The 14,525-nt window shown below is 71.3% G+C and carries 15 protein-coding genes, 1 pseudogene and 1 riboswitch; of the genes and pseudogenes, 9 read left to right on the top strand and 7 right to left on the bottom strand.

Going from position 1 to position 14,525, the window contains the following annotated elements:
- Positions 1-178 precede the first annotated feature (178 nt).
- On the top strand, positions 179-541 hold the full coding sequence (locus PSH25_RS30560) for a hypothetical protein (protein WP_238662353.1): 363 nt from the start codon (positions 179-181) through the stop codon (positions 539-541).
- A gap of 67 nt (positions 542-608) precedes the next feature.
- Here the strand turns inward: PSH25_RS30560 and lexA are convergent, their stop codons facing one another.
- Positions 609-1,394, bottom strand: coding sequence for a transcriptional repressor LexA (gene lexA / locus PSH25_RS30555; RefSeq protein WP_030489395.1), 786 nt, complete (start codon positions 1,392-1,394; stop codon positions 609-611).
- Positions 1,395-1,934: 540 nt separating this feature from the next.
- Here lexA and nrdR point away from each other — a divergent pair.
- Together nrdR and PSH25_RS30545 are read left to right on the top strand one after the other, a co-directional pair.
- Complete coding sequence (gene nrdR / locus PSH25_RS30550; protein WP_091400542.1) at positions 1,935-2,435, top strand: transcriptional regulator NrdR; 501 nt, start codon at positions 1,935-1,937, stop codon at positions 2,433-2,435.
- Between the two features lie 67 nt (positions 2,436-2,502).
- Positions 2,503-5,376 (top strand): vitamin B12-dependent ribonucleotide reductase, encoded by a 2,874-nt coding sequence (locus PSH25_RS30545; protein ID WP_372492887.1) that lies wholly within the window; start codon positions 2,503-2,505, stop codon positions 5,374-5,376.
- Between the two features lie 199 nt (positions 5,377-5,575).
- Here PSH25_RS30545 and PSH25_RS30540 read toward each other — a convergent pair whose 3' ends face one another.
- Both PSH25_RS30540 and PSH25_RS30535 read right to left on the bottom strand, forming a co-directional pair.
- Positions 5,576-6,475, bottom strand: a complete 900-nt coding sequence (locus tag PSH25_RS30540) for a bifunctional 5,10-methylenetetrahydrofolate dehydrogenase/5,10-methenyltetrahydrofolate cyclohydrolase (protein ID WP_238662351.1) — start codon at positions 6,473-6,475, stop codon at positions 5,576-5,578.
- 13 nt (positions 6,476-6,488) lie between these two features.
- A riboswitch (ZMP/ZTP riboswitch) is annotated at positions 6,489-6,570 on the bottom strand.
- 67 nt (positions 6,571-6,637) lie between these two features.
- Positions 6,638-6,949: an NIPSNAP family protein gene (locus PSH25_RS30535; RefSeq protein ID WP_238662350.1), complete on the bottom strand. Its 312-nt coding sequence runs from the start codon at positions 6,947-6,949 to the stop codon at positions 6,638-6,640.
- 85 nt (positions 6,950-7,034) lie between these two features.
- Here PSH25_RS30535 and PSH25_RS30530 point away from each other — a divergent pair, with 85 nt between their 5' ends.
- Both PSH25_RS30530 and PSH25_RS30525 read left to right on the top strand, forming a co-directional pair.
- Positions 7,035-7,604: an RNA polymerase sigma factor gene (locus PSH25_RS30530; protein WP_238662349.1), complete on the top strand. Its 570-nt coding sequence runs from the start codon at positions 7,035-7,037 to the stop codon at positions 7,602-7,604.
- 10 nt (positions 7,605-7,614) lie between these two features.
- Positions 7,615-8,589, top strand: a complete 975-nt coding sequence (locus PSH25_RS30525) for a CU044_5270 family protein (protein ID WP_238662348.1) — start codon at positions 7,615-7,617, stop codon at positions 8,587-8,589.
- 49 nt (positions 8,590-8,638) lie between these two features.
- Here the strand turns inward: PSH25_RS30525 and PSH25_RS30520 are convergent, their stop codons facing one another.
- Positions 8,639-9,751: an FAD-dependent monooxygenase gene (locus PSH25_RS30520; RefSeq protein ID WP_238662347.1), complete on the bottom strand. Its 1,113-nt coding sequence runs from the start codon at positions 9,749-9,751 to the stop codon at positions 8,639-8,641.
- A 146-nt stretch (positions 9,752-9,897) separates the two neighbouring features.
- Between PSH25_RS30520 and PSH25_RS30515 the strand changes: the two genes are divergently transcribed.
- Entirely contained in the window at positions 9,898-10,833 is a 936-nt protein-coding gene (locus PSH25_RS30515; protein ID WP_238662346.1) for a DUF2332 domain-containing protein, read from the top strand.
- A gap of 32 nt (positions 10,834-10,865) precedes the next feature.
- Here the strand turns inward: PSH25_RS30515 and PSH25_RS30510 are convergent, their stop codons facing one another.
- The gene (locus tag PSH25_RS30510; protein ID WP_238662345.1) at positions 10,866-11,807 is read right to left on the bottom strand and encodes a MerR family transcriptional regulator; all 942 of its coding nucleotides are present in this window, start codon (positions 11,805-11,807) and stop codon (positions 10,866-10,868) included.
- 54 nt (positions 11,808-11,861) lie between these two features.
- The gene (locus PSH25_RS30505) at positions 11,862-12,425 is read right to left on the bottom strand and encodes a dihydrofolate reductase family protein (protein WP_238662344.1); all 564 of its coding nucleotides are present in this window, start codon (positions 12,423-12,425) and stop codon (positions 11,862-11,864) included.
- A gap of 146 nt (positions 12,426-12,571) precedes the next feature.
- Here PSH25_RS30505 and PSH25_RS30500 point away from each other — a divergent pair, with 146 nt between their 5' ends.
- Positions 12,572-12,826, top strand: a complete 255-nt coding sequence (locus tag PSH25_RS30500; protein WP_238662343.1) for a DUF5522 domain-containing protein — start codon at positions 12,572-12,574, stop codon at positions 12,824-12,826.
- A 98-nt stretch (positions 12,827-12,924) separates the two neighbouring features.
- Entirely contained in the window at positions 12,925-13,473 is a 549-nt protein-coding gene (locus tag PSH25_RS30495; RefSeq protein ID WP_238662342.1) for a hypothetical protein, read from the top strand.
- A 19-nt stretch (positions 13,474-13,492) separates the two neighbouring features.
- Here the strand turns inward: PSH25_RS30495 and PSH25_RS30490 are convergent, their stop codons facing one another.
- Entirely contained in the window at positions 13,493-14,182 is a 690-nt protein-coding gene (locus PSH25_RS30490) for an iron-dependent transcriptional repressor DtxR (RefSeq protein ID WP_238662341.1), read from the bottom strand.
- 100 nt (positions 14,183-14,282) lie between these two features.
- Between PSH25_RS30490 and PSH25_RS30485 the strand changes: the two are divergent.
- A pseudogene (locus PSH25_RS30485) lies at positions 14,283-14,525 on the top strand (sulfurtransferase); the annotation flags it as partial.

Genomic DNA, 14,525 nt, shown 5'->3' with positions numbered 1-14,525 from the left:
TTCCCTACACGGCGCTCGTCCGATGTGGAACCCGTCGCCCGGCAGTGATCGGCCTGGTTGTAGCTGGGTTGGCCCAGTCGTGTCGACGGTCACGACGGGCCGGGGCCGTCCACCGTGACGCCGGACACGACGTCAGGCTCAAGACACCCAATCGGCCGCATCCGGCGAGGTGGCTAAGGTGCGCCGCGACCGGACGGCGGCGGCGCCGGCGTGTACGGCGGTGGCGGACGCCCTCCGGCCAGTGGCGGCGGCCGTCCTCCCGCAGGTGGCGGTCGTCCCCCGGCTGGTGGCGGTGGCCGTCCGCAGGGTGGTGGCGGTGGTCGTCCGCAGGCCGGCACTGGTCGTCCTGGCGGTGGGGTGTACGGCGGCGAGGGCGGTCAGCCCGGTCGCGCGGAGCCGCCCCGGCGTGGTGGGCCTGAGCCTGACTACCGGGCTCAGCGACCTGGCCGCCGACGCGACGACGACGCGCCCGTCGACCCGTACGGGCAGTATCCCGGGGGTGGGCGTGGTCACCGGGGCGACCGTTACTGATCGGCGCTGAGGCGTTCATCCGCCCCCTGGAAACGGGCGGTGCGGGTGGGAGCTGTCGGCACCCACCCGCCGATCGGTCAGATCCGGCGTAGCACCGCCACGACCCGGCCCATGATGGTGGCGTCATCGCCGGGGATCGGGTCGAAGGCAGGGTTCTGCGGCATCAGCCAGACGTGCCCGTCGCGCCGCCGGTAGGTCTTCACGGTCGCCTCGCCGTCGAGCATGGCGGCCACGATCTCGCCGGAGTCGGCGGTCGGCTGCTGCCGGACGACCACCCAGTCGCCGTCGCAGATCGCCGCGTCGAGCATCGAGTCGCCCTTGACCTGGAGCATGAAGACCTCGCCCTCACCGACCAGCTCGCGTGGGAGCGGGAAGATGTCCTCCACGGCCTGCTCGGCGAGGATGGGGCCACCGGCGGCGATCCGGCCGAGCATCGGCACGTACGCCGGGGTCGGCCGCTGTGCCCTCGACAGCTCGTCGTCGATCGCCTCGCTGGGGGCGCGGACGTCCACCGCGCGCGGCCGGTTCGGGTCGCGGCGCAGGAAGCCCTTCTTCTCCAGCTCCTTGAGCTGGTAGGCGACGCTGGACGGCGACACCAGGCCGACCGCCTCGCCGATCTCCCGGACGCTCGGCGGGTAGCCGTGTCGTTCCACCCAGTTGCGGATGAACTCCAGGATGCGGCGCTGGCGGGCGGTCAGGTCGACCGTCGCCGGGTCGGGGAAGGCGCTGACCACCGGGGTGACCGGGCGCACGGCGGGCTGACCCGTCCGGCTGCGCGCGGCGCTGCGGCGTCGGGTGGCCGGGGGGCCCGCCTCGGTGATCTGCTGCGGGCTCTTCGGCCGGCTGGCCCGGTCCTCGGTCACGTCCGTCCTCCCTGGTCGGCGCTGGGTGCCTCGTCGGCTCGTGGTGCGTGCGGTGGTGCCACGTTGTTCATGACCGTATAGGTGAGATCAGTCATTTTCAAACATCTGTACGACCTCTCACCGGCGTGTCGGGGTGAAAAAGCACTCCGGTCGTACGGATGTTCTGATAAATGGTACGTCAGGTAGTACTGGTGTTCGATCCTCGACCGTTTCCCGGCCGGGTCCGACCTGCTGGCCGGTAACCCGGGCGGGGCCGTGGCGTTGGGTCTTCGGGCGTGCTGCCGGGGCGGGGGTGACCGGATGGTCCGTGACGCGCCGGACACGCCGGCCAACTTGACCCGGCTTCCCCGGCGACATACGGTCGACCCCTAGATGTAGTAGTGACACGGGCGTAAGTTGCCTACAGGTTGGGTCTGACTACCGACCGCACTCCCGTAACGTCGATCACGGCGGGCGTCATCCGAGGATGGCACCGTCGCGGTGAGGCGTGCCCGGGGGTGTCCGGCGTGCCCGCAGTTGATCATTTTTAGGAGGTGGACGATGCGGTGTCCGTACTGCCGGCACGCTGACTCCCGGGTGGTCGACTCGCGGGAGGCCGACGACGGCCAGCTCATCCGACGGCGGCGGTCCTGCCCGGAGTGCGGCAAGCGGTTCACCACCGTCGAGGAGGCGGTGCTCGCGGTCGTCAAGCGCAGCGGGGTGACCGAGCCGTTCAGCCGCACAAAGATCATCGGCGGGGTGCGCAAGGCGTGCCAGGGCCGGCCGGTGGACGACGACTCACTCGCGCTGCTCGCGCAGCGGGTGGAGGAGACGGTCCGGGCCAAGGGGGCCGCCGAGATCCCCAGCCACGACGTGGGCCTGGCGATCCTGGGTCCGCTGCGCGACCTGGACGAGATCGCCTACCTGCGGTTCGCCAGCGTCTACCGCTCGTTCGACTCGCTCGCCGACTTCGAGCGCGAGATCGAGACGTTGCGGGCCGCGGCGCGAGCGCGGGAGCAGGGCCGGGCCGATGCGGTTGAAGCCGCCGGCCGTACCAGCTGAGTCTTCACAGTTTTTCGAGAGATTGGGACGCGCGGTGGGTGACCGCGCAGACGAGGGGGGCGACGGCGTGACAACTAGCCGTTCACGGAACAAGGCAGGCGTGGGGCTGAAGATCGAGCGGGTGTGGACGACCGAGGGGGTCCACCCGTACGACGAGGTCTCCTGGGAGCGCCGGGACGTCGTGATGACGAACTGGCGGGACGGCTCGATCAACTTCGAGCAGCGTGGGGTGGAGTTCCCGGAGTCGTGGAGCGTCAACGCGGCCAACATCGTGACCACCAAGTACTTCCGGGGAGCGGTGGGGACCCCGGAGCGGGAGTGGTCGCTCAAGCAGCTGATCGACCGGGTGGTCACCACCTACCGCACCGCGGGTGAGGAGTACGGCTACTTCGCCGGCCCGGCCGACGCCGAGGTGTTCGCGCACGAGCTGACCTGGATGCTGCTGAACCAGGTGTTCAGCTTCAACTCGCCGGTCTGGTTCAACGTCGGCACGCCGTCGCCGCAGCAGGTCAGCGCCTGCTTCATCCTGGCCGTCGACGACTCGATGGACTCGATCCTCGACTGGTACAAGGAGGAGGGGCTGATCTTCAAGGGCGGCTCCGGCTCCGGGGTCAACCTGTCGCGGATCCGCTCGTCCCGTGAGCTGCTCTCCTCCGGCGGCAACGCCTCCGGCCCGGTCAGCTTCATGCGCGGCGCGGACGCCTCCGCCGGCACCATCAAGTCCGGCGGCGCCACGCGGCGTGCGGCCAAGATGGTCATCCTCGACGTGGACCACCCGGACATCCAGGAGTTCGTGGTCACGAAGGCGCGCGAGGAGGACAAGATCCGCGCGCTGCGCGACGCCGGGTTCGACATGGACCTCGGTGGCTCCGACATCGTCAGCGTGCAGTACCAGAACGCCAACAACTCGGTCCGGGTCTCCGACGAGTTCATGTCGGCGGTGGAGAACGGCAAGGGCTTCGACCTGCGCGGCCGGCTGGACGGCTCGGTGATCGAGACCGTCGACGCCAAGAACCTGTTCCGCGCCATCTCCCAGGCCGCCTGGGAGTGCGCCGACCCGGGCCTGCAGTACGACGACACCATCAACGACTGGCACACCTGCCCGGAGACCGGGCGGATCACCGCGTCGAACCCGTGCTCGGAGTACCTGCACCTGGACAACTCCTCGTGCAACCTGGCCTCGCTCAACCTGATGAAGTTCCTCCGCGCCGACGGTGGCTTCGAGGTGGAGAAGTTCGTCAAGTCCGTCGAGTTCGTCATCACCGCGATGGACATCTCGATCTGCTTCGCGGACTTCCCGACCGAGAAGATCGGCGAGACGTCCCGCGCCTACCGGCAGCTCGGCATCGGCTACGCCAACCTGGGCGCCCTGCTGATGGCCACCGGCCTGCCGTACGACTCGGACCAGGGCCGCTCGGTCGCCGCGTCGATCACGTCCCTGATGACCGGCACCGCCTACCGCCGCTCGGCCGAACTGGCCGGCGTGGTCGGCCCGTACGACGGCTACGCCCGCAACGCCGAGCCGCACAAGCGGGTCATGCGCAAGCACGCGGCGGCCAACGACGAGATCAAGCCGACCAGCCCGGTGGCCACCGCGATCGTCCGCGAGGCGACCAAGCAGTGGACCCAGGGCAACAAGATCGGTGACAAGTTCGGTTGGCGCAACGCGCAGGCGAGCGTCCTCGCCCCGACCGGCACGATCGGCTTCATGATGGACTGCGACACGACCGGCGTGGAGCCGGACCTGGCGCTTGTCAAGTTCAAGAAGCTGGTCGGCGGCGGCTCGATGCAGATCGTCAACCAGACGGTGCCGCGCGCCCTGCGCAGCCTCGGCTACCCCGAGGAGCAGGTCGAGGCGATCGTCGAGCACATCGCCGACCACGGCCACGTGGTGGACGCCCCCGGCCTCAAGCCGGAGCACTACCCGGTCTTCGACTGCGCCATGGGGGAGCGGACGATCGCCCCGATGGGTCACGTGCGGATGATGGCGGCCATCCAGCCGTTCGTCTCCGGCGCCATCTCCAAGACGGTCAACATGCCGGAGGCGGCCACCGTCGAGGACGTCGAGAAGATCTACTTCGAGGGCTGGAAGCTCGGCCTCAAGGCCCTGGCGATCTACCGGGACAACTGCAAGGTCGGCCAGCCGCTCTCGGTGGCCAAGTCCAACAAGGCCACCGAGCCGGCCGCCGTCGAGACGGCACCGGCCGCGCCGGCCGCGGTCGAGAAGGTCATCGAGTACCGGCCGGTGCGTAAGCGCCTGCCGAAGAAGCGCCCGTCCGAGACGGTCAGCTTCTCCGTCGGCGGCGCCGAGGGCTACCTGACCGCGTCGTCCTACCCGGACGACGGCCTCGGTGAGGTCTTCCTGAAGATGTCCAAGCAGGGCTCGACCCTGGCCGGCGTGATGGACGCCTTCTCGGTGGCCATCAGCATCGGCCTGCAGTACGGCGTGCCGCTGGAGACGTTCGTCAGCAAGTTCACCAACATGCGCTTCGAGCCGGCCGGCATGACCGACGACCCGGACGTGCGGATGGCGGCCTCGGTGATGGACTACATCTTCCGTCGCCTGGCGCTGGACTTCCTGCCCTACGAGCGCCGTGCCGAGCTGGGCATCTTCACCGCGTCGGAGCGGGCCGCGCAGCTGCGGGCCGAGGCTGACGCGGAGGCCGCCGCCGTCACCGGTGCCGAGCTCACCGCGATGGCGTCGTCCGCGCCGGTGGAGACCCCGGCCAAGCCGGAGGCGGTCGCCCAGCCGGCCCAGGAGATGGCCGACGTGGCCGCCGCCAAGCCGGCTCCGAGCGTGGGTTCCAGCACCGAACTGCTGGAGGCCGTGATCGGTAAGGCCGCCGACGCGCCGCTCTGCTTCACCTGCGGTACGAAGATGCGCCCCGCCGGTAGCTGCTACGTCTGCGAGGGCTGCGGCTCCACCAGCGGTTGCAGCTGACGTACGCGAAACGCGGCGCTGCCCCGGTCTCCCTCGTCGGAGGCCGGGGCAGCGCCGTTTCCGGGTCTCCTGGAGCTCGCGCGGGAGGGCATGTTGTCGTTGGCCGTGATGCCTGTGAGTCATCTTGATGACTCACAGGCATCACGCTCGTCAGGGTGTTGTGCGGTGGGCTGCCAGCTGAGGATCGGCGGGAACCGGGCTACTGGCTTGCTCGCCCGGCGGCGCGAACGGCGTTGCGGAACAGCATCGCGACGGTGGTCGGACCGACTCCGCCGACCCGGGGGGTGATGGCGCCGGCTACCTCGGCGCACGCTTCGTCCACGTCCGGTAGGAGCCGCCGGCCTTCGTAGCGGACGCCGGCGCCGATGACAACGGCTCCGGGCTTGACGTGCTCGGGCTGAACGATCCCGGGTACGCCGGCGGCGGCGACGAGGATGTCGGCGCGGCGGGTGTAGCGGGCCCAGTCGGGAACACCGGTGTGTACGACGGTGACGGCGGCGTTGGCGGTGGGGCGTTTCTGGGCGAGCAGCATGGCCAGGGGTCGGCCAAGGGTGGCGCCCCGGCCGAGGATGACGACCTCACGGCCGGCGACGGGGATCTCGTAGTACGCCAGGAGGGCTTCGATGCCGGCGGGGGTGCAGGGCAGTGGGCCGGGCAGGCCGACGGCGAGACGCCCCATGTTCAGCGGGTGCATGCCGTCGACGTCCTTGTCCGGGTCGATGGTCTGCAACGCCGCGTCGTAGTCCAGGTGCCCCGGAACCGGGTACTGCACGAGCAGCCCGTGTACGGCCGGATCGCTGTTGAATCGGGCGATGGCCTGGTGCAGCTCGGCCTGGGTGGCGCTGGCCGGCAGGTGCACGTGCGGGGAGGCGAACCCGAGCGCGGCGGCCTGACGCTGCTTGATTGAGATGTAGCCGGCGCTGGCGTCGTCGTCGCCGACGAGGATGGTGGCGAGGCTCGGTGTGATCCCGCGGCTGCGCAGGCGGGCGACTGCCTCGGCCGTCTCGGCCAGCACGGCTTCGGCGACGGGTGCGCCCGGCAGGAGCCGGGCAGCGCCCGATGGGGTGTGGTGCTCGGCGGATTCGCTGGTCGTGGTCATGACGCTTCCTCGACGCAGGCGCCCAGGCGGTCGACGCCCGCGAGAGGCTCCCCGATGGTTCCACCATCCCCGTGCCGCCAGTCGCCGGTGGTTCGATGATGCCGCATCACCAGGGCGGTTGCCCAACTGGACCAGCAGAGCCGCGGTCAGCCCCGGGCGGGCTCAGTCGGTTGGTAGGAGCGGGCGCATGAACGTTCGCTCGTACCGCACGACACAACCCGAGTTGTCGCGGATGCGGTCGGCCGCGACGAACTCCGGGTCGTTGCCGAACCGTGCGCGGTAACGCTCGTACGCTGCCAGGCTCTCGAAGCTGAACAGCGCCTCGGCCTTGTCGCTGGCACCCTCGGCGGGCAGGAAGTAGCCGTGGTGCACACCACCGTGCTTGGCCACCAGCCGCATCCATGCCCGGGCGAAGTCTTCGAACGCGTCGATCTGCGCGGGATCGATGGTGTAGTGCACGACGCAGGTGATCACACCGTCACCCTACGGCCGGATGTCGGTAACACTCGTGCTCCGCCTTACGAAGAAGGGGTGTGAAGGCTACGAGGGAGGACGGCCTGTGAGTGAGCCGAGCCGAGCCGATGATGACATTTCCGGCATCGGAGCCGATCCGGTGGCCTTCGAGGTCTTCTACCGGCGGCACCTGGAGGCGGTGGGCCGGTTCGTGGCCCGGCGGGTCGACGACCCGCACCTCGCCGCCGACCTGACCGCCGACGTGTTCCTGGCGGTGATCGAGTCGGCGGCCGGCTACCGGCCGGACCGGGGTAGCCAGATCGGCTGGCTGTACGGGGTGGCCCGCAACGTCATCGGCGACGAGCGGCGTCGGGCGGCCCAACGGCTGCGGGTGACCGGCCGACTGGCCGGACGGCGGGACCTGGGCCCCGATGACATCGCCCGCATCGAGGAGCGGATCGACGCCGAGTCGGCGGCTCGACGCACCCATCGGGCGCTGAGCGAGCTGCCCGAGGGCACTCGGACCCTTGTCGAACTCGTCGCCGTGGACGGCCTCACCGTAGCGGAGGCCGCGACCGTGCTGGGGGTGTCGCCCGTCGCCGCTCGGGTCCGCCTGCATCGTGCCCGCCGCGTCGTCCGCGCCGTGCTCGCCCGCCCGGTCACCACCCTCGCCTGATGAGACGGAGATGACGATGAACGAGACGGAACGGTCGCCGCAGGGTTTCGAGGAGCAGCTCCTCAGGGATCTGACCGCACACGTCGCCCAACGGGCCGAGATGGCGTCGGCGGCCCGTCCCGCCGGACGACGTACCCGGTTCCTGCGCGGCTGGCGCCTCGTCGGAGCGTTCGGGCTGGCGGTCGCGCTGACCGCCGGTGCGCTGGTGGTCCAGACGATCAGGGTGGGCGACCAGTCGCCGCCGACTGCCAGCGCGTCGGAGATCTTCCACCTGGCGGCCGACGCGGCCCGGCAACAGCCGGAGCTCACCGCCCGACCCGAGCAGTACGTCTTCACGGAATACCTGGTGACGATCCGGGACCTGCCGGACAGCGGTCCTTACCAGACCACACGGAGCCAACTGTGGCAGTCGGCTGGCGGAGTCGCGTACACGCAGGGACGCTACCGACCGGAGAGCGATCCGAACGGGTGGGGCGAGCTGAGGGTGCTCAAGATGGGAGATGCCGCCGATCCCACGAAGGACCTCGACGCGTTCCAGCCGCCGGCGTACCACGGCGACCTGCCCTCCGATCCGGACGAGCTGCTTCGATACCTTCGGGAGAACCCGGTCGACCTGCATCTTCCCGAAGGGGCCGACGAGGAGGCCCTCTACGCGGACGAGAGCATGGTGTACACCACCGCCCGGTCGATGGTCCGCGGCGGCTACGTGCCGCCCCACGCGCTGGCGGCGCTGTTCGAACTGTTGGCACGGGAGCCCGGAGCGATCGTCATATCGGCCGACGTCGTGGACGCCGCAGGTCGACACGGGGTGGCGATCCGTATGCCCGGCGTTATCGGTGGTAACCAGGACTTCCTCTTCGATCGGGACACCCACGTCTTCCTCGGCACCCGCGGGACGGTGGTGCGCAACGGCAAGGAGTCCCTGTACGACGCTGTCGCGCTACTCCGCATCGCCATCGTCGACCGGCCGGGCCAGCTGCCCTGAGCGGTGCCGGCACCGCCCCGGACCTGGCCGAACGGTCAGGTCGGACCGGTCAGGGCTGGGCGAACAGGGGGCCGTAGTTCGAGCGGAACATCTGCTCGCCGAGGCGGCGCAGCACCAGGTCGCGCAGCACGGGCGGGAGCCCGGTGGCCTTGTCCCGGCGGTGGGTCTGGCTGAGCACCCAGTTTGCCCGTGGGCGGCGCCGCGCCTCGAAACCACGCAGCGCGTCGGCGACGGAATCGGCGGTGGCCAACGACGAGGCGAGCACGACCGCGTCCTCCAGGGCCATTGCCGCACCCTGGGCCATGTTCGGTGAGGTGGCGTGGGCGGCGTCGCCGATCAGCAGCACCGGCCCCCGGGACCAGGAGTCGAGCACGACCTCCTGGTTCGGCCCGGCGTGCAGGGTGCTGTCGTCGTAGTCGAGGGCCTTGAGCATGGTGGCCACCGGCTCGGTGAACGTCGCAGCCAGCTCGTCGCGCCAGCCCGGCCGGTCGGCCACCGGGCCGTCGTTGTAGTAGCAGTACGTCTGCTCGGCGCTGATCGGGATCGTGAGGAACTGCCTACCGCGCCCCAACTGCACCGACCAGACCGGCTCGTCGTCGACGCGGGGAGCGACCCACCGGTACGCGTACTGGCCGAGGTCGCGGGCCGCCTGACCGTCGAAGGCGAGCCGGCGGACCGTCGAGTTCACCCCGTCCGCACCGAGCACCAGGTCGTACCGTTCGGTGCTGTCGTCGTCGAACTCGACGGCGACCCGGTCGCCCTCCGCAAGGAGCGCGACTGGTTGGCGGCCCCAGCGGATCGGGGTGTCCCCGACACCAGCGAGCAGCGCCCGGTGCAGGTGTGCCCGGGGCATCGACACGCACGGCCCGACTCCCTGCCACAGCGCGGCCACGTCGATGTCGAAGAGACGACGCCCGCGCTGGTTGGCGCTGCGCTGCCGGGTGATTTCCACGGCGACGTCGGCGACCGACTCCCGCAGGCCGAGTACGTCGAGCATTCGGGTCGCGTTGCCGGTGAGGTAGATACCGGTGCCGGAGTGGGTCGGCCCGGATGCCCGCTCGACCACGTCGATCGTCGCGCCCCACCCGCGCAGCGCCGCCACCGTCGCCAGCCCGGCGACACCTCCGCCGACGATCAGTACCCGGACACCGTCACCCCGCATGACACATCCCTCCCCGTTGCACCTGCCGGCACCCCCGCTGAGCTGCTGCTCAACGGTCCGGCCGCCGCCGCACTCTACGAGGCGGGTGGGTCAGCGCACGGGAATGGGGGCTGAACTACCGAGGAATGGGCTGCGACGATGAGGGCATGACGACCGCTGAGGCGTACGCCGAGTTCGGCAGCCGCGAGGCGCGCGGGGTGTCGCCCACGTACGAGCGACTGTCGCGGGCCGTCGCCCGCGACGACGACCTACTCACCCTGCTCGACGGGCTTCCGCCGGCCAAGCGGCAGCCGAATCTGCTGTTCGGCGTCGTCCGTTGGCTCGGTGGCCCGGTCGACGACCCGGGCGCGTTTCACGACTACGTGGTGACGCACTGGCCGGCCATCGAGACGCAGGTGCGCGCCCGGGCCACCCAGACGAACGAGGCGGGCCGGTGCGCGGTCCTGCTGCCGGTGCTCGCCGCGTTGCCGCAACCCCTCGCCCTGCTGGAGGTCGGTGCGTCGGCCGGGCTCTGCCTCTACCCCGACCGGTACGCGTACCGCTACGGCGATCACGAGGTCGGCTCCGGTGAGCCGGTCATCGAGTGCGCCGCCGACGGGTTGGTGCCGCCGGCCCGCGTACCCCGGGTGGTGTGGCGGGCCGGCCTGGACCTCAACCCGCTCGACGTGACCGACCCCGACGACGTGTCCTGGTTGGACGCCCTGATCTGGCCGGAGCACGCTCACCGGCGGGCCCGGCTGCGGGCCGCGGCGGCGGTCGCCGCGGCCGAGCCGCCGCTGCTGGTCCGCGGCGACCTGGTGGACGACCTGCCGGCGCTGGCCGCGCGGGCGCCGACCGACGCGACGCTTGTGGTCTTCCACACGTCCGTGCTCTACCAGGTGCCGCGGCCGCGCCGGGACGCGTTCGTCCGGTTGGTCCGTGAGCTGCCCGGGCACTGGGTGGCGAGCGAGGGGCCGGAGGTGCTCCGGTACGACGGCCTGCCCGAGCCGCCGAGCGACGCGCTGCACAACGTCGTCGCGCTCGACGGAAAGCCGCTGGCCTGGGCCAGAGGCCACGGCCAGGCGATGACCTGGTTCGGCTGAGCCCGCCAAGCCGCTGATTCGACGTGGTCAGCTCACCGTGCCGGCTCGGGCATCCGGGCGCGCAGGGCCCGGATGAACCAGTCCACCGCCGGCGCTGTCGCATCGCCTGTCGACCAGCCGTTGAGCACCGCCAGCAGGTCGAGGTAGCGGTCCCGGCGGGGGTCGTTGGCCGGAACCAGCCGGTCGAGCAACCGCCGACGCAGGTCGGCGTCGTCCGGGTGACCGTGCAGGCTCGCGTACCGGGCGGTGACGGCCGCGACCACCGGATCGGCCTGCGGGCTGGTGGGATCGAGACCGGACGCGAGGGCGGGGGCCACCGCGTCCCGGACCACCGCGACGGCGTCCGGGCGGGGCAGCCCCGGGACGTCGTGGTCGGCGGCGTGCTGCCGCACCAGCCGCCGCATCCCGGCCCGGAACGCGGGGTCCCGGCACAACTCGGCCAGTTCCAGCCACGCCTCGACCTGCTCGGCGCTGGGGTCGTCGGGAAGCTCCGGTGTCATCGAGACGATCACACCCGGGTACGCGGGCTGGTCGCCGAGGCCGGCGAAGACGCTGCCCAGGAAGTCGGCCACCAACTGCCCCCGCTCCCGGGTGGTGAGCCGGGCCAACCGGTGCAGCTCGTCCACCTCGGCCGGGCCCGACCCGCGCCTCGCCGCGACGGTGAGCACCGCCTGACGCAGCCGCAGCACCCGGATCTGCACCGCCAACGCCGCGGCGTGCGCGGCGGCCACCTCGGGCAGGGGCACCTCCTGGTCCACCACCCGCCGGATGGTGGCCAGGTCCAGGCCCAGGTCACGCAGCGTCCGCACCAGCTCCAACCGGGCCACGGCCGACGGCCCGTACCGTCGGTAGCCGGTCGGGCTCCGGTCCGTCGGTGGCACGATCCCGTTGTCGGCGTAGTACCGGATGGTCTTGACGCTCAGGCCGGTCCGTCTCGCCAGCTCGCCGATCGTGTGACGCGTCTCCCCGCTCATGCCCCCACCCTCACGTCTCCCCCCGGTGGAGACTCAAGCCGCTGCGGCGATCGGTCAGCGGACCCGCTCGTGGCGGAGCAGGACCACGCCGTTGCCGAAGACGCGGCTCTCCACCAGCCGCAGATTGGTCGGAGTCTCGGCGTCGGGGAAGAGTCGACGGCCCCGACCGACCAGTACCGGGTGGACGTAGATCCGGTACTCGTCGATCAGGTCGTGCCGGGCGAACGTCGCGGCCAGGTCGGCCCCGCCGAGCGCCAGGTCGCCGCCCGGCTCGGCGGTGAGCCGGCGGACCTGCTCGACGTCGACCTCGCGCACCACCGTCGCGTTCCAGTCGGCATGGTCGAGGGTGCGCGAGTAGACGATCTTCGGCATGTCCCGCCAGATCCGGGCGAACTCGCGCTCCGGGCCACTGGCGGTCGGGTCCTGGTCGGCGGTCGGCCAGTAGGCGGCCATCAGCTCGTGGCTGACCCGGCCGCTGAGGAACCCGCCCATCGGGGCGATCACGTCGTTGAAGTGCTGGTGCAACTCCTCGTCGACCTGGTGCCAGCCGATGTCGCCGCCCGGGCCCTCGAAGAACCCGTCCAACGACAGGCTCATCTGCACAACGATCTTCCGCATCGCGTCGCCTCCGTATGCGTTGACGGGTGTCGACCCCGATCGTCGTCGGACCGTACGACGAAACGACCGCCCACCGCGCCGACGCCGGGCATGTCGCGCATCCAGGCGGTAAGAGGCCGACCACGAACCGTCCCTAGACTGCTGCGGTGACCGGAGAGCGACGACCCCTGGCCGACCGGCCGCTCACCGAGCCGCACCCCTCCCGGCTGCCGTCCGAACACCCCGACCGGGCCCGGATCCTCGCCGCGCACACCGCCGCGTTGGCCGCCGGTGAGGCCGGTTACCTCGACCCGGCGAGCGGGCTGTTCGTGCTCAGCGCCGGTTTCCTGGCCCGCCGTGGCACGTGCTGCGGGCGCGGCTGCCGGCACTGTCCGTACGTGGATGATCCACCGTCGGAATAGGCGACAGCGGGGACTTCCGCGCGACACCGACACCCCGTACGGTGTCCGACGGACAACTGGCGGGAGCCTTCCGCCGTCGGTCGGCGAGAGGGTGGGATGTGCGCGGTCGGATCGTGGTCGCCGGGCTGGCCGGACTGCTGGTGAGCGGCTGCGCCGACGAGGCGGAACCGGTGGCGGTGCCGCCGCCGGCGCCGATCGCGGTCGACGTGGCGGCGGCCTCCTCGGGCGGCGCCTGCCGCCTGCTGGACTTCACCGTGATCGAGCAGGTGGTGAAGGTCCGCTTCGACGTGGCGGCGGCCAGCGAACAGGGCGACACCCACACCTGCGTGGTCCGGGCCGCGGGTGCGACCCTGCCGGAGCTGACGCTCAGCGTGACCGAGACCACGATCGACAAGACCAGCTTCGGCGCGGACGTGGTGCCGGACAAGGCGACGAAGGTCACCGGGCTGGGTCAGCAGGCGTACAAGCGGACCATTGCCGCGGCGAGCGGGCACGGGCCGGTCGCCGAGGTGGGCTGGCTGGCCGGCGACGGGCGGTTGGCCACGGTGAGCTGGACCGCGGCCCGTGGCAGTGAGCGCTCGGCGGTGGAGAAGCTGACCGGCGACCTGGCCGCGCTGGCGAAAAAGGTGGACACCCGGGCGTTGTGACGCCCGGGTGCCCGGTTGGTCAGTTGGCGGCGACGAAGACCCGGGAGGCGACCTCGCGGGGCAGCCGCACCCGGTCACCGGAGCGGTCGATCGACACCCCGTCGCGCTCCTGGGCCACGGTCACCGTGGCGCCCGGGTCGACACCGGCGGCGTGCAGTTGGCGTAGCACGTCGGCGTCCTTCTGCACGCTCTCGCAGATCCGGCGCACCACGACCGGCCCGGAGAGGCCGGGGAAGGCCAGGTTGCGCTCGCCCTCGGCGGCCTCGATGGTCTCCGTCGCCGGCGAACCCAGCTCCTGGAGCCCGGGGATCGGGTTGCCGTACGGGGAACGGGTCGGCCGGTTGAGCAGGTCGTACACCCGCTTCTCCACCGCGTCGCTCATCACGTGCTCCCAGCGGCAGGCCTCCTCGTGGGCCTCCTCGTAGGGCATCCCGATGACGTTGACGAGCAGCAGCTCGGCCAGGCGGTGCTTGCGCATCACCGACACGGCGCTGCCGCGACCCTGGGCGGTGAGCGTCAGGTGCCGGTCCCCCTCGACGGTGAGCAGGCCGTCGCGCTCCATCCGGGCGACGGTCTGGCTCACGGTGGGGCCACTCTGCTGCAGCCTCTCGGCGATCCGGGCACGCAGCGGCGGCACCCCCTCCTCTTCCAACTCGAGGATGGTGCGCAGGTACATTTCGGTCGTGTCGACCAGGTCGTGAGACTTCATAACGTCAGCGGCCCTCCGGTGCACGATGCTACCTCGGGGAAGGGCTGGCGACCGCCGCCGAGCCGCGTGCCGTCGGCGCGAATGGTGTTGGATGGTCGCCATGTCCGGTACCCAGGAGCCGCTGGTCGAGGTCGACCGGCTCGTCGCCGAGCTTGACCAGGCCGATCCGCCCACCCTGCTCGACGTCCGTTGGCGGCTCGTCGGCCCGCCCGGGCGCGACGACTACCTCGCCGGTCACCTGCCCGGGGCGGTCTTCGTCGACCTGGACACCGCGCTCTGTGGGGCGCCGGGCGCCGGCGGTCGGCACCCGCTGCCCGACCCGGCCGCGTTGCAGGCCGCGCTG

The sequence above is a fragment of the Micromonospora foliorum genome (assembly GCF_022229015.1).
Classification (GTDB): Bacteria; Actinomycetota; Actinomycetes; order Mycobacteriales; family Micromonosporaceae; genus Micromonospora; species Micromonospora foliorum.
Note: the sequence above shows the minus strand (reverse complement) of the source record. Positions and strands in the feature narration are given on the sequence as shown.